Annotated in this window: 17 protein-coding genes; 9 read left to right on the plus strand and 8 right to left on the minus strand. The window is 69.4% G+C overall.

What is annotated here, in order from left to right; all coding sequences use genetic code 11:
• Nucleotides 1-889 (minus strand): exodeoxyribonuclease VII large subunit (gene xseA / locus F3J10_RS28555; RefSeq protein WP_167243518.1); only part of this gene is annotated, 889 nt, incomplete at its 3' end.
• A 519-nt stretch (nt 890-1,408) separates the two neighbouring features.
• Here xseA and lpxK point away from each other — a divergent pair.
• The 5 genes from lpxK (at nt 1,409) to F3J10_RS28580 (ending at nt 5,295) form a co-directional block, all read left to right on the plus strand.
• A complete protein-coding gene (gene lpxK / locus F3J10_RS28560) occupies nt 1,409-2,434 on the plus strand; it encodes a tetraacyldisaccharide 4'-kinase (RefSeq protein WP_025098203.1) in 1,026 nt (341 codons plus the stop codon).
• A complete protein-coding gene (locus F3J10_RS28565) occupies nt 2,415-2,621 on the plus strand; it encodes a Trm112 family protein (protein ID WP_013699177.1) in 207 nt (68 codons plus the stop codon). The genes lpxK and F3J10_RS28565 overlap by 20 nt, the downstream gene beginning before the upstream one ends.
• Before the next feature lie 92 nt (nt 2,622-2,713).
• On the plus strand, nt 2,714-3,505 hold the full coding sequence (gene kdsB / locus F3J10_RS28570; RefSeq protein WP_047836085.1) for a 3-deoxy-manno-octulosonate cytidylyltransferase: 792 nt from the start codon (nt 2,714-2,716) through the stop codon (nt 3,503-3,505).
• Nucleotides 3,506-3,713: 208 nt separating this feature from the next.
• The gene (gene adk, locus F3J10_RS28575) at nt 3,714-4,376 is read left to right on the plus strand and encodes an adenylate kinase (protein ID WP_025098205.1); all 663 of its coding nucleotides are present in this window, start codon (nt 3,714-3,716) and stop codon (nt 4,374-4,376) included.
• Nucleotides 4,377-4,536: 160 nt separating this feature from the next.
• Nucleotides 4,537-5,295: an SDR family NAD(P)-dependent oxidoreductase gene (locus tag F3J10_RS28580; RefSeq protein ID WP_025098206.1), complete on the plus strand. Its 759-nt coding sequence runs from the start codon at nt 4,537-4,539 to the stop codon at nt 5,293-5,295.
• Nucleotides 5,296-5,391: 96 nt separating this feature from the next.
• Here the strand turns inward: F3J10_RS28580 and F3J10_RS28585 are convergent, their stop codons facing one another.
• Both F3J10_RS28585 and murJ read right to left on the minus strand, forming a co-directional pair.
• Nucleotides 5,392-6,234: a SirB1 family protein gene (locus tag F3J10_RS28585; RefSeq protein ID WP_167233770.1), complete on the minus strand. Its 843-nt coding sequence runs from the start codon at nt 6,232-6,234 to the stop codon at nt 5,392-5,394.
• Between the two features lie 8 nt (nt 6,235-6,242).
• Nucleotides 6,243-7,793 carry a murein biosynthesis integral membrane protein MurJ gene (gene murJ / locus F3J10_RS28590; protein WP_167243519.1) on the minus strand — a complete coding sequence of 517 codons (1,551 nt, stop codon included), beginning with the start codon at nt 7,791-7,793 and terminating at the stop codon, nt 6,243-6,245.
• 306 nt (nt 7,794-8,099) lie between these two features.
• Between murJ and rpsT the strand changes: the two genes are divergently transcribed.
• Nucleotides 8,100-8,375: a 30S ribosomal protein S20 gene (rpsT, locus tag F3J10_RS28595; protein ID WP_013699183.1), complete on the plus strand. Its 276-nt coding sequence runs from the start codon at nt 8,100-8,102 to the stop codon at nt 8,373-8,375.
• Between the two features lie 225 nt (nt 8,376-8,600).
• Here the strand turns inward: rpsT and F3J10_RS28600 are convergent, their stop codons facing one another.
• Nucleotides 8,601-8,924, minus strand: coding sequence for a DUF3579 domain-containing protein (locus tag F3J10_RS28600; protein WP_025098209.1), 324 nt, complete (start codon nt 8,922-8,924; stop codon nt 8,601-8,603).
• Nucleotides 8,925-9,445: 521 nt separating this feature from the next.
• Here F3J10_RS28600 and argF point away from each other — a divergent pair.
• Nucleotides 9,446-10,375, plus strand: coding sequence for an ornithine carbamoyltransferase (gene argF, locus F3J10_RS28605; RefSeq protein WP_025098210.1), 930 nt, complete (start codon nt 9,446-9,448; stop codon nt 10,373-10,375).
• A gap of 100 nt (nt 10,376-10,475) precedes the next feature.
• Here argF and murB read toward each other — a convergent pair whose 3' ends face one another.
• Nucleotides 10,476-11,579: a UDP-N-acetylmuramate dehydrogenase gene (murB, locus tag F3J10_RS28610; protein WP_240155732.1), complete on the minus strand. Its 1,104-nt coding sequence runs from the start codon at nt 11,577-11,579 to the stop codon at nt 10,476-10,478.
• A 155-nt stretch (nt 11,580-11,734) separates the two neighbouring features.
• On the opposite strand from murB, the gene F3J10_RS28615 reads away from it, so the two are divergent.
• Nucleotides 11,735-12,220 (plus strand): YajQ family cyclic di-GMP-binding protein, encoded by a 486-nt coding sequence (locus tag F3J10_RS28615; RefSeq protein ID WP_025098212.1) that lies wholly within the window; start codon nt 11,735-11,737, stop codon nt 12,218-12,220.
• Nucleotides 12,221-12,306: 86 nt separating this feature from the next.
• Here F3J10_RS28615 and plsY read toward each other — a convergent pair whose 3' ends face one another.
• Nucleotides 12,307-12,933: a glycerol-3-phosphate 1-O-acyltransferase PlsY gene (gene plsY, locus F3J10_RS28620; protein ID WP_167243520.1), complete on the minus strand. Its 627-nt coding sequence runs from the start codon at nt 12,931-12,933 to the stop codon at nt 12,307-12,309.
• A gap of 116 nt (nt 12,934-13,049) precedes the next feature.
• Complete coding sequence (gene ybaK / locus F3J10_RS28625) at nt 13,050-13,541, minus strand: Cys-tRNA(Pro) deacylase (protein WP_167243521.1); 492 nt, start codon at nt 13,539-13,541, stop codon at nt 13,050-13,052.
• Nucleotides 13,542-13,681: 140 nt separating this feature from the next.
• On the opposite strand from ybaK, the gene F3J10_RS28630 reads away from it, so the two are divergent.
• Nucleotides 13,682-15,295, plus strand: a complete 1,614-nt coding sequence (locus F3J10_RS28630; protein ID WP_167243522.1) for an AMP-binding protein — start codon at nt 13,682-13,684, stop codon at nt 15,293-15,295.
• A gap of 103 nt (nt 15,296-15,398) precedes the next feature.
• Here F3J10_RS28630 and xerD read toward each other — a convergent pair whose 3' ends face one another.
• Complete coding sequence (xerD, locus tag F3J10_RS28635) at nt 15,399-16,307, minus strand: site-specific tyrosine recombinase XerD (protein WP_166917053.1); 909 nt, start codon at nt 16,305-16,307, stop codon at nt 15,399-15,401.
• Between the last annotated feature and the right edge of the window lie 75 nt (nt 16,308-16,382).

The following is a 16,382-nucleotide window of genomic DNA, read 5'->3' on the forward strand; positions in this document are numbered from 1 at the left end:
TCCGCAGGCCGCGGCGCAGCTCGGCCTGGCGCTCGCCCAACTCGCGCAGCAGCAGCGCGCGCTGCGGGCTGACCAGCTCGGCCGCGCCGGTCGGCGTCGGCGCGCGCAGGTCGGCGGCGAAATCGGCAATGGTGAAATCGGTCTCGTGGCCCACGCCGCTGACCACCGGCAGCTCGCTGGCGGCGATCGCGCGCGCCAGCGCCTCGTCGTTGAAGGACCAGAGATCCTCGATCGAGCCGCCGCCGCGGCACACGATCAGCACGTCCACCTCGCGGCGCGCATTCGCCGCCTGCACCATCGCGGTCAGCTTCTCGGCCGCGCCGGCGCCCTGCACCGGCGCCGGGTAGACGATCACCGGCAGGTGCGGGGCGCGCCGGGCGAGCGTGCTCAGCACGTCGCGCAAGGCGGCCGCCTGCAGCGAGGTGACGATGCCGATCGCGCGCGGGAAGGCCGGCAGCGCGCGCTTGCGCTCGGCCGCGAACAGGCCCTCGGCCTCGAGCTCGGCCTTCAGGCGCAGGAAGGCCTCGAACAGCTTGCCCTGCCCGGTGCGCCGCACCGCCTCGACGCTCAGTTGCACCTCGCCGCGCGGCTCGTACATGGTGACCAGCGCGCGCACCTCGATGCGGTCGCCCTCGCGCGGCGTGAACGGCGCGTGCTGGGCCCGGCCGCGGAACATCACGCAGCGCATCTGCGCGTCCTTGTCCTTGATCGAGAAGTACCAGTGGCCGCTCGCCGCGCGCGTGAAGTTCGACACTTCGCCCGATACCCAGCACAGCGGGAAGGCGCGCTCGAGCATCGAGCCGATCGCGCGGTTCAGCGCGGAGACGGGGATCACGCCGTCGCCGGCGTTCGCGCCGCCGGGGCCAGGCAGGTAGGGATCGGATTGCATTGCGTGAGGAGGATGAGGGAGCGGGCACACGATAGCGTCGCCGCGCCGCCCCGGCAAGCCTCGCGGCCGGCATGGCGCGCGGCGAGACGAAGTGTCCACATCCGCGCCGGATCAGGGACAGAGACGCAACAAAGCTCTCAAAAACCCTTAAGAAATCCGTCAAGTCCTTGATTTTGCTTGTTTTATTTGTGACATATTGTGACAGGAGGCCGATCGGAAGGCCGCCGTGCGGGCCTTTGCGCCGATCGCGAGGCCAGTTTTTCACAGACTTATCCACAGCCGCGTCGATCCGTCCACAGGGCTGGACGACTTGCCGCGCGCGGCGGCACCGCGCTAGAGTGCCGCCTTTCGGAGCATGCCTGAGCCGCCTGGTCGGCGGTTCGGGCGCGCGCCCGCCTCGCCCCACCGGAGAACCCCGTTGACCGCTTCGTCCGCTCCCGCTTCGCCACGGTCCGCCGCGTCGGCAGTTCGTCCGTCCGTCATGGCTCCGTGCTCGCGCCGCGCCGGCGCCACCGCCCGATGAGCCGCGGCGGCCTGGGCGCGCGCCTGGAGGCCACGCTGGCGCGCGAATGGCAGCGGCGCGGGGCGCTGGCCTGGGCCTTGACGCCGCTGGCCGCCGTGTTCGGCGGCATCGCCGCGCTGCGCCGCCTGGCCTTCGCGGCCGGCTGGAAGCCGATCGTCGACACCGGCCTGCCGGTGGTGGTGGTCGGCAACGTGACGGTGGGCGGCACCGGCAAGACGCCGACCGTGATCGCCCTGGTCGAGGCGCTGCGCGCCAACGGCTTCCACCCCGGCGTGGTGTCGCGCGGCTACGGCGCCGAGATCCGCGAACCGACCGAGGTCGCGCCCGATTCGCCGGCCTCGCGCGCCGGCGACGAACCGCTGCTGATCGCGCGCCGCACCCAGGCGCCGGTGGTGGTCTGCCCGGACCGGGTGGCGGCGATCCGCGCGCTGGCCGCCGCGCATCCCGAGCTCGACGTGGTGGTCAGCGACGACGGCCTGCAGCACTACCGGATGGCGCGCCGCGTCGAGCTGGTGGTGTTCGACCACCGGCTCGGCGGCAACGGCTTCCTGCTGCCGGCCGGCCCCTTGCGCGAGCCGCTGTCGCGTCGGCGCGACGCCACCCTGGTCAACGATCCCTACAGCCGCGCGCTGCCGCCCTGGCCGAACACCTACGCGCTGCGGCTCGCGCCCGGCGACGCCTGGCATCTCGACGAGCCTTCGCGACGCCGCCCGCTGGCCCAGTTCGCCGGCGAGCGGGTGCTGGCCGCGGCCGGCATCGGCGCGCCCGAGCGCTTCTTCGCGACCCTGCGCGCGGCGGGCCTGGCCCCCGCCACGCGGGCCCTGCCCGACCATTACGCCTACGCCGAGAACCCCTTCGCGCACGACGATGTCGACGTGATCCTGATCACCGAGAAGGATGCAGTAAAATTGGGCGCTTCCTGGCGCGATGCCCGACTCTGGGTCGTCCCTGTCGAGGCCGCGCTCGATCCCCGCCTTATCGCTCTCGTTGTGGAGAAACTCCGTGGACGCTCGCCTGCTTGAAATCATCGTGTGCCCGATCTGCAAGGGCCCGCTCCAGCATGACCGCGCCGCGCAGGAATTGATCTGTCATGCCGACAAGCTGGCCTATCCGATTCGCGACGGCATCCCCGTGATGCTGGTCGACGAAGCGCGACAGACCGTCGAGGGCACGCCCGTCGACCCTGCCGGCCCCGCCGCCACGCACTGAGGCGCCGGCCGAACACCGGCCAGCCGCCCCGCTCGCGCCCGCCCCCGTGGCGGGCGCGGCGCTTTCGAACCCGTTCGCTCCCGATCCCATCGATGACCACTCCGTCGCCCTTCATCGCCGTCGTGCCGGCCCGCCTCGCCTCCACGCGCCTGCCCAACAAGCCGCTCGCCGATATCGGCGGCAAGCCGATGGTGGTGCGCGTGGCCGAGCGCGCGCGCGAGGCCGGCGCGGCCCGCGTGCTGGTGGCTTCCGATGCGCCCAGCGTGCTCGAGGCCGCGCAGGCGGCCGGTTTCGAGGCCCTGCTCACGCGCGCCGACCATCCCTCGGGCACCGATCGCCTGGCGGAGGTGGCCACCACGCTGGCGCTGCCCGACGACACGATCGTGGTCAACGTGCAGGGCGACGAGCCCCTGATTGACCCGACACTCGTCCGCGACGTAGCGTCGCACCTTGCAACGCACCCGGATTGTGCAATCGCAACTGCCGCGCATCCGATCCATGATCCGGAGGAAGTGTTCAATCCGAACGTGGTGAAGGTCGCGCTCGACGCGAAAAGCGTCGCGCTGTATTTCTCGCGCGCGCCGATCCCCTGGTCGCGCGATGCCTGGCAGGCGCACTGGCCGGCCGTCGAAACCATGCCCGGGCCGGCCTTCCCGGCCTATCGGCACATCGGGCTGTATGCCTATCGCGCGCGTTTCCTGCGCAGCTACCCGAGCCTCGCGCAGGCGCCGATCGAGCAGGCCGAGCAACTCGAACAGCTGCGCGCGATGTGGCACGGCGAGCGGATCGCCGTGCTCGTCACAAAATCAGCCCCGGCACCGGGCGTCGACACCCCCGCCGATCTGGCTCGCGTGCAGGCCCTTTTTCGGTCGACCGAAAAATAAGCCATGGCATAATCGGACGACTGTGCGAGCCCTCAGGCGCCGCCCACGTTGAGTCGCGCTCGCCCGCTCCCCCGCCGGCAGCCGCGCCGGCCCCGCTGCCGGCGCCGCCGTCAGACCGGCCGGAGCCTGTCGTTCGCAGCCGACCCGCGGGCCGCGCGCCGATGTGATCCCCTCGCGCCACACATTCACGAAACTTGGAGATATCACCATGCGTTTGATCCTGTTGGGCGCTCCCGGCGCCGGCAAGGGCACCCAGGCTACCTTCATCAAGGAAAAGTTCGGGATCCCGCAGATCTCGACGGGCGACATGCTGCGCGCGGCCGTGAAGGCCGGCACGCCGCTCGGCGTCGAGGCGAAGGGCTACATGACCGAGGGCAAGCTCGTGCCGGATTCGCTGATCATCGGGCTGGTCAAGGAGCGCCTGAAGGAAGCCGATTGCCAGAACGGCTATCTGTTCGACGGCTTCCCTCGTACCATCGCGCAGGCCGACGCCATGAAGGACGCCGGCGTGGCGATCGACTACGTGCTCGAGATCGACGTGCCCTTCTCCGAGATCATCGAACGCATCAGCGGCCGTCGCACGCATCCGGCCTCGGGCCGCACCTACCACGTCACCTTCAACCCGCCCAAGGTCGAGGGCCAGGACGACGTGACGGGCGAGCCGCTAATCCAGCGCGACGACGACAAGGAAGAAACCGTCAAGAAGCGCCTGGACGTATATGAGGCACAGACCAAGCCGCTGATCAGCTATTACGGCGACTGGGCCGAGCGCGGCGAGGAAAACGGCCTGCAGGCGCCGGCCTATCGCAAGATCTCGGGCCTGGGCAGCGTCGACGAGATTCGCCAGCGTGCCTTCGACGCGCTGAAGTAAGCACGCCGCGCCACGCGCGAGCGCCAAGGGCCGCCCCTCGCCGGGCGGCTTTTTTTCGTTCCGCGGCCGAGAAACGCACGATCGTTCGCTTCACGCCGCCGTCGCGCCGCCTTCCGTACAATCGACCGGGATCGCCAATAACAAACCAACAGGAGCAAGGATGGAACTGCGCGACAACGTGTTTCTGATCACCGGCGGCGCCTCGGGCCTGGGCGCGGGCACCGCGCGCATGCTGGCTGGCGCGGGCGCCCGGGTGGTGCTGGCCGACCTGAACCGCGAGGCCGGCGAGGCGCTGGCACGCGAGCTGGGCGGCCTGTTCACGGCCTGCGACGTGACACGCGAGGACGACGCCAAGGCCGCCGTGGAAGCGGCCACCGGGCTCGGCACGCTGCGCGGCCTGATCAATTGCGCGGGCATCGCGCCGGCCGCGAAGACGGTCGGCAAGGACGGCCCGCACGCGCTGGAGCTGTTCGCCAAGGTGGTCTCGATCAACCTGGTCGGCACCTTCAACATGGTGCGCCTGGCGGCCGCGGCGATGTCGGCCAATGCGCCGGCCGCCTCGGGCGAGCGCGGCGTGATCATCAATACCGCCTCGGTGGCCGCCTTCGACGGCCAGATCGGCCAGGCCGCCTACGCCGCCTCGAAGGCCGGGGTGGCCGGCATGACGCTGCCGCTGGCGCGCGACCTGTCGCGCAACGCGATCCGCGTGATGACGATCGCGCCCGGCATCTTCGAGACGCCGATGCTGCTCGGCATGCCGCAGGAGGTGCAGGACGCGCTCGGCGCGATGGTGCCGTTCCCGCCGCGCCTGGGCAAGCCGGACGAATACGCGATGCTGGCGCGCCAGATCCTCGAGAACACCATGCTCAACGGCGAGGTGATCCGCCTGGACGGCGCGATCCGGATGCAGCCGAAGTAAGCACGCGGCCTGCCCGCCCGATGCGACGACGCCCGCGATTCCCGATGAGGGAATCGCGGGCGTCGTTCATGATGTCGGCCTTGGCCCCGCCCTGTCTCAGTCCTCGTCGCCGCGCCGCATGCGCTGGCGCAGCTCGCTCAGTTGCGCCTCGACGATGGTCGCGTCGACCGCCCCCGGACATTCGTCGAGATACATCTCGAGATCCTCCAGCGCGGGACGCAGGTAGTCGAGCCGTGCGTAGGCGAAACCGCGGTCGCGCACCTCGTCGAGCTGGCCCGGCAGCAGCACCACCAGCCGCTGCTGGACCGCCAGCAGGCGCTGCCAGCGCTCGGTCTGCAGGTAGATCGCCTTCAGGTTGTTGAGCATGCGCGCCAGCACCTCGCGGCTGGTGGCCGGCTGCAGCAGCGCGCGCAGCGTGCTGGCCATGGTCTGCTCGGGATGGGCGACGTAGGGCTCGAGCATCTCGACCAGGTCCGATTCGGACAGCGAACGGCCGGTGGTCGGATCGATCATCGCGTCGCCGTCGGGCAGGCTCGCGCGCAGCAGGAAATGGCCGGGGAACGACACGCCGCGCACCGACAGCCCGATCTGCCCGGCCAGCTCCAGGTAGATCACCGCCAGCGAGATCGGGATCCCGCGGCGGCGCTTGGCCACCATGTTCAGGTAGCTGTTGTCGGGGTCGTAATAATCGTTGTGGTTGCAGGCGAAGCCGAGCTCGCGGAAGAAGAAGTCGTTGAGCGCGTCGACCTTGTCGCGATCGCTCGTGCCGGTGCGCACGCGCCGGCGAAAGCGCAGCACCAGCGCGTCCAGCTCGGCCAGCACCGCCTGCATGTCGAGGTCCGGATAGGCATCCTGCGCGAGCGAGAGCGCGGCCTCGGTCAGCGGCAGGCTGTCGTCCTCGGCCACCAGGGTGCTGAAGAAATCGAGTACTCGGGTCATGGTGTTCGTCATTTGGCGCGGCGGCGGAAATACGCGTACTTGAAGCCCATCAGCCACAACATACCGAAATATAGTGCGGCGAACAGGATCAGGCTCGCGGCCGTCAGCGCGATGCGCGCCAGCGGCTCGGCGCGCAACCCGGTCCAGTCGAAGCTGATCGCGAACCAGTGCATCACGCCGGCCAGCACCAGCGAGGCGCCGAGCAGTTGCAGGAAGAAGCGCGGCCAGCCCGGCGAGGGCTGGTAGATGCCGCGCCGGCGCAGCCCGATGAACAGCAGCAGCGAATTGAGCGAGGCGCCCACGCCGATGCTCAGCGTCAGGCCCGCATGGCCGAGGATCGGCACGAACACGTAGTTCGACAACTGGGTGACGATCAGCACCACGATCGCGATCTTCACCGGCGTCTTGATGTCCTGCTTGGCGTAGAAGCCCGGCGCGAGGATCTTGATCAGGATGATGCCGACCAGGCCGATGCCGTAGGCGGCCAGCGCGCGCGCCACCATCTCCACCGTGTGCGCGTCGAACTTGCCGTAGTTGAACAACGTGGCGGTGAGCGGCTCGGCGAATACCAGCAGGCCCAGCGCGCTGGGCGCGGCGAGCAGGAAGGTCACGCGCAGGCCCCAGTCGAGCAGGGCCGAGTACTCGGTCGCATCGGCATCGACGTGCGCCTTCGACAGGCTCGGCAGCAGGATGGTGCCGAGCGCCACGCCGAGCAGCGCGGTCGGGAACTCCATCAGGCGGTCGGCGTAGTTGATCCAGGACACCGCGCCCTGCCCGAGCCGCGAGGCGATATTGGTGTTGATGATCAGCGAGAGCTGGGCCACCGAGACCGCGAAGGTGGCCGGCACCATCTTGGCCAGCACGCGCTTGACGCCAGGGTGGGCCAGCGCGCCCCAGGGGTTCAGGCCGATGCGCGGCACCATGTCGATGCGCTTCAGGCCCGGCCACTGCACCACGAACTGCAGCAGGCCGCCGACGATCACGGCCCAGGCCAGCGCGTAGACCGGCATCTTCAGGTGCGGCGCGACGAAGGCCGCCGCGCCGATGAAGGAAACGTTCAGCAGCACCGGCGCGAAGGCCGGCAGCGAGAAGTTCTTGTAGGTGTTGAGCACGCCCGAGGCCAGCGTGGTCAGCGAGATGAAGATGATGTACGGGAACATGATCCGCGTCATCGTCACCGCCAGCGGGAAGGCCTGGCCATCGGCGCGCAGCCCCGAGGCCACCGCATAGACCACCCAGGCCGCGCCGGCCACCCCGGCCAGCGACAGCAGCGCCAGCGCCCAGGCCAGCACGGTGGACATCGCGTCGACCAGCGCCTTGGTCGCGTCGTGCCCCTTCTGGTTCTTGAACTCGGCGAGGATCGGCACGAAGGCCTGCGAGAACGCGCCCTCGGCCGACAGCCGGCGCAGCAGGTTCGGGATGCGGAACGCGACGTAGAAGGCGTCGGTATATTGGCTGGCGCCGAACGCTCGCGCGATCAGCGTCTCACGGGCCAGACCGGTCACGCGCGACAAGAGCGTGAAGCCGCTGACCGTCAGCAGGGCTCGGAATAGATTCATGGGGCGCTTATTATACGGAAGGCCCGTTGGGTTCCGCCCCTCGCGGCGGAAAAAGCCGCCGCCGCGGCAGCGTGCCGGCGAGGCGACGCCATCGTTCGCCGAGCTTGTCTTTGCCTTGATTTTGTTGCTATAATCGCCCGTTTCTGAGTCTGCATTCGCGCTGCGGTGATCATCGAGCACGTTGCCGGCCTCGGTGAAACCTATGTTTTTTGGGCCCCGGGCAATCGCTCTCGAGGGTCGGATCGAAAAGCAGCGCTTGGCCGTCAGGCTCCAAGCTCTGGAAACAGGACAGGATAAGGAACCGTCATGGCTAACTCCGCACAAGCACGCAAGCGCGCCCGCCAGGCAGCGAAGGCTAACTCGCACAACTCGGCGCTGCGCTCGAAATTCCGCACCGCCATCAAGGCCGTTCGCAAGGCGATCGACGCCGGCGATCAAGCCAAGGCAGCCGAGCTGTACAAGGCCGCCACCAAGACGATCGACACGATCGCCGACAAGAAGATCGTTCACAAGAACAAGGCTGCTCGCCACAAGAGCCGCCTGTCGGCAGCGGTCAAGGGCCTGCAGGCCGCCGCGCAGTAAATCCGGTGCGCCCGCGAATTTCGCGGGCCCCTGTTTCCTGCCGATCACGAAAAACCCGCCTTGGCGGGTTTTTTGTCGTTTACGGTTTTCGCGCTACTGGGCCGGTCATGCGTCATGCCGGAACCTGCGGCCGATGAGGCAAGCAGCCGGAAATCGAATCGGGGAATCAGGGGAAAAGAGCTGCCGCGCGGGGAACGGGCAGCGGGAGCAGCCCGCCGCCGGTGTTCAGGCCTTGTCGTGCTTGCCGAGGTGCAGCTCGCAGGCCTCGGTGACGACCAGCTCGTTGTCGCGCGCGAAGTTCATCACGAAATCGAAGGCCATCGGTTCGAGTTCGCGCAGGCGTGCGTCGACGATCACGCATTTGACGCCGCCGACGATGGTCGGGCGCACGTACAGCGAATACTTCATATAGGCATTGCGCCCGCTGGCGCCCGGTCCGAACTGGGCCATCACGCCGGCAAGCCGTTCCGACCAGTCGCTGGGGCGAAACGTCTTCCCTTCTTTCGTGATGCCTTGAATGAAGAATTCGGTCGGGGGTGTTTCTGCCATGAAGGGTCCCAGGGGATGGGCCGACGGCCGGACGCTGCCGCGGCGGAAACGGGGCTCGGCCGCGCATGCCGGCTGCGGAATGCCGTGCCGCCCACGCTGCCCGCCCGATGATCGCCGCGAACGCGCCGGCGCACGCCTCCACACGCTTGCGCGCGGGCGCCGCCCGTACCCGGCAGCGTGATCCGCCGGACTTCGGAAAACCGCGGAATTATACCGCAGCGCCGCATCCAGCGGCGCCACGAGCGAGCCTTCCCGTGCCGGTTTCCGCCCGGCTTCTCCTCCCGAGCCCGTTCCGCTTCCCGTCCTGCTTCCCGCCATGTTCCACCCGACCGGGCGCCCCTGCCGGGCGCGCGCCGGCGCCCGTGCAGCGCCTCGACCGAGCCCTGCACGGGCACATCAGGCCCCGCCGGCGCGGCTCGTCAAAGCCGGGAAAATCCTTTATGCTGGGCTGGATTACCACCTCCCGACGGCGGGCGCCGTCCGGCACGGCGTGCCGGCTGCCTCCCGCCGCGTTTCGTTTCATGACCGCCAAAACCATTCGTCACTACCTGCAGTTCAAGGATTTCTCGCTGGAAGACTACGAGTACGTGCTCGAACGCACGGGTATCCTGAAGCGCAAATTCAAGAACTACGAGACCTACCACCCGCTGCACGACCGCACGCTGGCGATGATCTTCGAGAAGAACTCGACGCGCACGCGGCTCTCGTTCGAGGCCGGCATCTTCCAGCTCGGCGGCCACGCGGTGTTCATGAGCACGCGTGATACCCAGCTCGGACGCGGCGAGCCGGTCGAGGATTCGGCGCAGGTGATCTCGCGGATGGTCGACATCATCATGATCCGCACCTTCGAGCAGGACATCATCCAGCGCTTCGCCGACAACTCGCGCGTGCCGGTGATCAACGGCCTGACCAACGAATACCATCCCTGCCAGGTGCTGGCCGACATCTTCACCTACTACGAGCACCGCGGCCCGATCCGCGGCAAGACCGTGGCCTGGGTGGGCGATGCGAACAACATGCTCTACACCTGGATCGAGGCGGCCAAGATCCTCGGCTTCAAGCTGCGCCTGTCCACGCCGCCCGGTTACGCGCTCGACATGAAGCTGGTCGACGCGGACAGCGCCTCGGCCTACGAGATCTGCGCCGATCCGAACGAGGCCTGCCGCGGCGCCGACCTGGTCACCACCGACGTGTGGACCAGCATGGGCTTCGAGGCCGAGAACGAAGTGCGCAAGCAGGCCTTCGCCGACTGGTGCGTGGACGAGGAGATGATGGGCTTCGCCAATCCCGACGCGCTGTTCATGCACTGCCTGCCCGCCCATCGCGGCGAGGAAGTGACGGCCGGCGTGATCGACGGCCCGCAGAGCGTGGTCTGGGACGAGGCGGAGAACCGCCTGCACGTGCAGAAGGCGCTGATGGAATTCCTGCTGCTCGGCAAGCTCAACCACTGAACCCGGCACGGCCGGCCCAGCAAGCGAAAAGCCCCGCGATGCGGGGCTTTTTCATGTGCCTTGCGGTGCGAATCGCCGGCGCGACCGGTGCCAGGCGCGCTCAGATCGCGACCGGCTCGGCTTCGAGCTCGACGCCGAAACGCGCGCGCACGTCGGCCTGGATCGCACGCGCCAGCGCCAGGATCTCGGCGCCGGTGGCGCCGCCGCGATTGACCAGCACCAGCGCCTGCCGATCGTGCACGGCCGCCGCGCCGAGCGCGCGGCCCTTCCAGCCGCAGCGGTCGATCAGCCAGCCCGCCGCCAGCTTGACGCGCCCGTCCGGCTGCGGATACGAGACCAGCTCCGGTTCGCGCTGCTGGAGCGCCGCGAACTGCCCGACCTCGATCACGGGATTCTTGAAGAAACTGCCGGCATTGCCGAGCACGGCCGGATCCGGCAGCTTGGCGCGCCGGATCGCCACCACCGCGTCGAACACGTCGCGCGGTGTCGCCTCGGCCGGCGCGATGCCGCGCGCGGCGAATTCGCGCGAGACATCGGCGTAGTTGCAGCGCGGCGTCCATCGCTTGGGCAGCCGGAACGTGACCGAGACGATCGCGAAGCGGTCCCGCGCGGCCTGCTTGAACACGCTGTCGCGATAGCCGAACGCGCAGGCCGCGGCATCGAATTCGACGATCTCGCCGGTAGCCAGCTCGACCGCCTTCAGCAATGCGAAGCGTTCGCGCATCTCGACGCCGTAGGCGCCGATGTTCTGGATCGGCGCGGCGCCCACCGTGCCCGGGATCAGCGCGAGATTCTCGAGCCCCGGCATGCCGGCATCCAGGGTCCAGGCCACGAACTCATGCCAGTTCTCGCCGCCGCCGGCTTCCACGTACCAGGCCTCGTCGTCCTCGCGCAGCAGCGCGCGGCCGCGCACGCCGTTGATCAGCACCAGCGCGTCGACATCGCCCGTGAACACCACGTTGCTGCCGCCGCCGAGCACCAGCACCGGCAGGCCGGCTGCGCGCGGGTCGCGCGCCGCGGCGGCGAAGCCGGCCGGCGTGTCGACGCGCGCCGCCCAGCGCGCGCGCACCGCGAAACCGAAGCTGTTGTGCTCGCGCAGCGGGTAATCGGGCAGCAGCGCCGGCGCGCCGGCAGCCTCCGAGGCGGGAGCGGACGAAGGCGGAGGAACAGCGGCGGAAGGGGAAGCGAAATCGGAATCTGACATCGGCGGCAGGGGGCGCGGCGTTCGCGGGTCGCGCCGACGTGAGCGGCGGCCTTGGGCAAAACGCGGGGGCATCGGTAAAATGGCGGTCGGTCCGCAATTATAGCGAGTGGCCGCGCACGCATCGCGCGGCCCGCATGTCTTACAGGGAGAACAGCATGCCATCGTTCGACGTCGTTTCCGAAGCGAACATGATCGAAGTGAAGAATGCCGTCGAGCAGTCGAACAAGGAAATTTCGACGCGCTTCGACTTCAAGGGCTCCGACGCGCGCGTCGAGCACAAGGAACAGGAGCTGACCCTGTTCGCCGACGACGATTTCAAGCTCGGCCAGGTCAAGGACGTGCTGATCGGCAAGATGGCCAAGCGCAATGTCGACGTGCGTTTCCTCGACTACGGCAAGGTCGACAAGATCGGCGGCGACAAGCTCAAGCAGGTCGTCACGATCAAGAAGGGCGTGACGGGCGACCTGGCCAAGCGCGTGGTGCGCACCGTCAAGGACAGCAAGATCAAGGTGCAGGCCAGCATCCAGGGCGACGCGGTGCGCGTGTCGGGCACCAAGCGCGACGACCTGCAGAGCGTGATCGCGCTGCTGCGCAAGGAAGTCGCCGACACGCCGCTGGACTTCAACAACTTCCGCGACTGATCGAACCCGATCCGCCGGCAAGACCGACGGCGCGCGGCACGGGCATCCCCCGCTGCCGCGCGCCGTTTTTCATGGGCGCGGCCGTATCAGGCGCCGCTCGACGGCTCGACCGGTTTCTTCTTGTCGCCGATCCGGCTTTCCTGGCCCTTCAACAGCTTCGAGATATTGGCGCGATGACGCCAGATCAGCAGCAGGCTCATGGCCAGCACGGCCCAGGCGACCGGATTGTCGCGCGTGCCGAACAGCCAGACGTCGAAGATCGGCGCGAACACGGCCGCCACCAGCGCCGCGAACGAGGAATAGCGGAAGCAGAACGCGATCACCAGCCAGCTCAGCAGGGTGGCGATGCCGAGCGCCGGCGAGATCGCCAGCAGCACGCCGGCGGCCGTGGCCACGCCCTTGCCGCCCTGGAAGCGGAAGAAGATCGGGTAGAGGTGGCCGAGGAACACGGCGATCGCGGCCAATGCCACGCCGAGCTCGCCGCCGATCCCGAAGTGCCGCACCAACCAGACCGCCAGCCAGCCCTTGAAGGCATCGCCGAGCAGGGTCAGGATCGCGGCCTTCTTGCTGCCGCTGCGCAGCACGTTGGTGGCGCCGGGGTTCTTCGAGCCGTAGGAACGCGGATCGGCGAGGCCCATCAAGGCGCTGACGACGACGGCGAACGACACCGAGCCGATCAGGTAGGCAACGATGGTAGCGATCAGAATCTGCATGGGGAGGTTCGATTGTTTCGACGAAGAAGTGAACGGGGCGCCGCCGCCGGGCCAGCCCGGTGCCGCGCGGCGCCCATTCTACCGAAGCGGGCCGGGCCCGGTTCCGGGTGAAACCCTCAATCGACGCTGGCGCACTGCACCGGTTTCGCGCCGAGTACGTTGGTCAGCACCGCCGGCGCGAGGCTCAGCAGGTAGCCGCGCTTGCCGCCGTTGATGAGGATCGAGGGCAGCGCGAGCACGCTCGACTCGACGTAGACGGGCATCGCTTTCCTGGTGCCGAACGGCGAGGTGCCGCCCACCAGGTAGCCCGAATGACGGTTCGCGACCTCGGGCTTGCAGGGCTCGACGCGCTTGGCGCCGATCTGCCGCGCCAGGTTCTTGGTGGAGACGGTGCGATCGCCGTGCATCAGGATCACCAGCGGCCTGGCCTGCTCGTCCTCCATCACCAGGGTCTTGACCACCGCGTGCTCGTCCACGCCGAGCTGGCGCGCCGATTCGCCGGTGCCGCCGTGCTCGACGTAGTCGTAGGTGTGCTCGCCGAAGGCCACGCCCTGGCGGCGCAGCCATTGCGTGGCGGGGGTTTCGGAGACATGTCGGGATTTGCTCATGGGCGCATTTTAATTGCGTGCGCCGCGAAGCACTATTGTCCGTTCGGCAGATTGCCCCGCCGCGGTGCGCGTGGCACGATCGACACCTTATTGAACATCTTCAGCAAGGCCCTGCGACCCGGCCTGTTTCCGGAGCCACGATGCCCGCTTCCCTGTCCGCTTCTCCGTCAGCCTCCCAGTCGTCCCCGTCCTCGCCGCCCACCGCGCCGCTCGACACCGAGGCGCTGCTCGCCGCCCTGCCCGCGCGCATCGCCGAGCTGCCGCGCCGCATCGCCGCGCGCACGCCCGAGCACCCGGCGCTGATCGAGGACGCCCGCCGGCTCAGCTATGCCGAGCTGGTGACGGCCATCGACGCGAGCGCCGCGCAACTGCGCGCGCTCGGCGTGCGCGGCGGCGATCGCGTGATGATCGTCGCCGAGAACAGCATCGCGCAGATCGTGCTGCTGTTCGCCGCCGCCACGCTCGACGCCTGGGCGCTGCTCGCCAATGCGCGGCTGTCGGCGGCCGAGCTCGATGCGATCGCCGCGCACGCACGGCCGCGCGCGATCGCCTTCGTCACAGCCACCTCGCCCGACGCGGCCGCCCACGCGGCGCGCCACCGCGCCCTGCCGGCCGCCGCCGGCGAGCCCGACATCGGCACCTGGGCGGTGGCGCTCGATCCCGGCACCCACGCCGAGGCAGTGGAAACCGAAGGCGCCCGGCAATGCGCGGCGCTGATCTACACCACCGGCACCACCGGCACACCCAAGGGCGTGATGCTGTCGCATCGCAACCTGCTGTTCGTCGCGGCCGTCTCCAGCACGCTGCGGCGGGTGAGCGCGAGCGACGTGGTCTATACGGTGCTGCCGGTCTCGCACGTCTACGGGCTGGCCTCGGTCTGCCTGGGCAGCCTGTGCGCCGGCGCGACCCTGCGCCTGGCGCCGCGCTTCGTGCCCGAGGCGGTGCGCCGCGCGCTGGCCGACGAGCGCGTGACCATCTTCCAGGGCGTGCCGGCGATGCACGCGAAGCTGCTCGATCACCTGCAGGCTCACGGCCACGCCTGGCAGGCCCCGCAACTGCGCTTCGTCTATTCGGGCGGCTCGCCGCTCGACGCGGACCTGAAGGCGCGGGTCGAGCGCGTCTACGGGCTGCCGCTGCACAACGGCTACGGCATGACCGAAAGCAGCCCGACCGTCGCGCAGACGCTGCTGGAGGCACCGCGCGGGGATTGCTCGGTGGGCGTGCCGATTCCCGGCATCGAGGTGCGGCTGGTCGATCCCGAGCTGAAGCCGGTGCCGCCCGGCGAGGTCGGCGAGATCCTGGTGCGCGGGCCGAACGTGATGCTCGGCTATTACCGCAACCCCGAGGCCACGCGCGCGGCCGTCACGGCCGAGGGCTGGCTGCGCACCGGCGACCTGGCGCGGGCCGCCGCCGACGGCGCGCTGAGCATCGCCGGCCGCAGCAAGGAGCTGATCATCCGCTCCGGCTTCAACGTCTATCCGGCCGAGGTCGAGCATGTGCTGAACGCGCATCCGGCCGTGGTGCAGTCGGCCGTGATCGGGCGGGCGGTGCCCGGCAACGAGGAAGTGCTCGCCTTCGTCGAGCTGACGCCGGGCGCCGCGCTCGCCGCCGACGAGCTCGACGCCTGGTGCGCGGCCAGGCTCGCGCCCTACAAGCGGCCCGCGCGCATCGTCGCCGTCGAGGCGCTGCCGGCCGCCTCGACCGGCAAGGTGCTCAAGCACCGGCTGCGCGAGCACGCGGCCTATAAAGACTGAAGGACTGAACGGGACGGATCGAAGCCCGGGGAGGCTGGCGACGGGCAGGGCGGGATCCGGGAAGCACGCGCCGCGGAAACGGCGCGCTTCCCTTCAGCAGATCTCAGCCGCGCGGATGATGCTGGGCGTGCAGCGAGCGCAGGCGTTCGCGCGCGACGTGCGTGTAGATCTGGGTAGTCGAGATATCGCTGTGGCCGAGCAGCATCTGCACCACCCGCAGGTCCGCGCCGTGATTGAGCAGGTGCGTGGCGAAGGCGTGCCGCAGCGTGTGCGGCGAGAGATGCGCGCGGATCTCGGCGCGCAGCGCGTGGCGCTTGATGATGTTCCAGAACTGCTGGCGCGTCATGCCCTCGCCGCGCGCGGTCACGAACAGCGCGTCCGAGGCGCGCGCGCCGAGCAGCGCGGGTCGCGCCTCGCGCAGGTAGCGCTCGATCCAGCCGTGCGCGACCTCGCCGAACGGCACCAGCCGCTCCTTCGAGCCCTTGCCCATCACGCGCACCACGCCGTCGTTGAGACCGACCTCGACCGTCTTCAGCGTGACCAGTTCGCTCACCCGCAGCCCGCTCGCGTACATCAGCTCGAGCATGGTGCGATCGCGCAGCCCCAGCGCCGTCTCCACCTCGGGCGCGCCGAGCAGCGCCTCGACCTGGCCTTCCGAGAGCGTCGAGGGAAACCGCGGCGCCTGCTTGGCCGACAGCACGCGCAGCGTCGGATCGGCGGCCGCACGATGCTCGCGCAGCGCCCAGCCGTAATAGCGCCGGAAGACCGACAAACGCCGGTTCGAGGAGGTGGCCTTGCCGTCGCTGCGCGCCGCGATGTAGGCCGTCAGGATCGGCTCGGAGACGACATCGAGGCTCGCCTCGTGCGTCTGCGCGAGCCACTGCGCGAACAGCGTCAGGTCGCGCCGGTAGGCATCGAGCGTGTTCTTCGACAGGCCATGCTCGAGCCACAGCGCGTCGCAGAACAGGTCGATCGCGTGACGGCTGGCCTCGCGCTCGGGCGTGCCGGCCAGTGGCTCGCCGAGCGCGCCGTCGCCCTTGCCACCGCTGCCGGGCGGGCGGCCCGGCTTGCGGCCGGGGCTTCGGCC

Origin of the sequence: Burkholderia sp. Cy-637, assembly GCF_011753175.1 — a bacterium.
Taxonomy (GTDB): Bacteria; Pseudomonadota; Gammaproteobacteria; order Burkholderiales; family Burkholderiaceae; genus Burkholderia; species Burkholderia gladioli.

Coding starts and splice junctions, on each gene's coding strand:
- lpxK (WP_025098203.1), top strand. CDS start 1,409: ATGAGCCGCGGCGGCCTGGGCGCGCGCCTGGAGGCCACGCTGGCGCGC.
- kdsB (WP_047836085.1), top strand. CDS start 2,714: ATGACCACTCCGTCGCCCTTCATCGCCGTCGTGCCGGCCCGCCTCGCC.
- adk (WP_025098205.1), top strand. CDS start 3,714: ATGCGTTTGATCCTGTTGGGCGCTCCCGGCGCCGGCAAGGGCACCCAG.
- F3J10_RS28580 (WP_025098206.1), top strand. CDS start 4,537: ATGGAACTGCGCGACAACGTGTTTCTGATCACCGGCGGCGCCTCGGGC.
- F3J10_RS28585 (WP_167233770.1), bottom strand. CDS start 6,234: ATGACCCGAGTACTCGATTTCTTCAGCACCCTGGTGGCCGAGGACGAC.
- murJ (WP_167243519.1), bottom strand. CDS start 7,793: ATGAATCTATTCCGAGCCCTGCTGACGGTCAGCGGCTTCACGCTCTTG.
- rpsT (WP_013699183.1), top strand. CDS start 8,100: ATGGCTAACTCCGCACAAGCACGCAAGCGCGCCCGCCAGGCAGCGAAG.
- F3J10_RS28600 (WP_025098209.1), bottom strand. CDS start 8,924: ATGGCAGAAACACCCCCGACCGAATTCTTCATTCAAGGCATCACGAAA.
- argF (WP_025098210.1), top strand. CDS start 9,446: ATGACCGCCAAAACCATTCGTCACTACCTGCAGTTCAAGGATTTCTCG.
- murB (WP_240155732.1), bottom strand. CDS start 11,579: ATGTCAGATTCCGATTTCGCTTCCCCTTCCGCCGCTGTTCCTCCGCCT.
- F3J10_RS28615 (WP_025098212.1), top strand. CDS start 11,735: ATGCCATCGTTCGACGTCGTTTCCGAAGCGAACATGATCGAAGTGAAG.
- plsY (WP_167243520.1), bottom strand. CDS start 12,933: ATGCAGATTCTGATCGCTACCATCGTTGCCTACCTGATCGGCTCGGTG.
- ybaK (WP_167243521.1), bottom strand. CDS start 13,541: ATGAGCAAATCCCGACATGTCTCCGAAACCCCCGCCACGCAATGGCTG.
- F3J10_RS28630 (WP_167243522.1), top strand. CDS start 13,682: ATGCCCGCTTCCCTGTCCGCTTCTCCGTCAGCCTCCCAGTCGTCCCCG.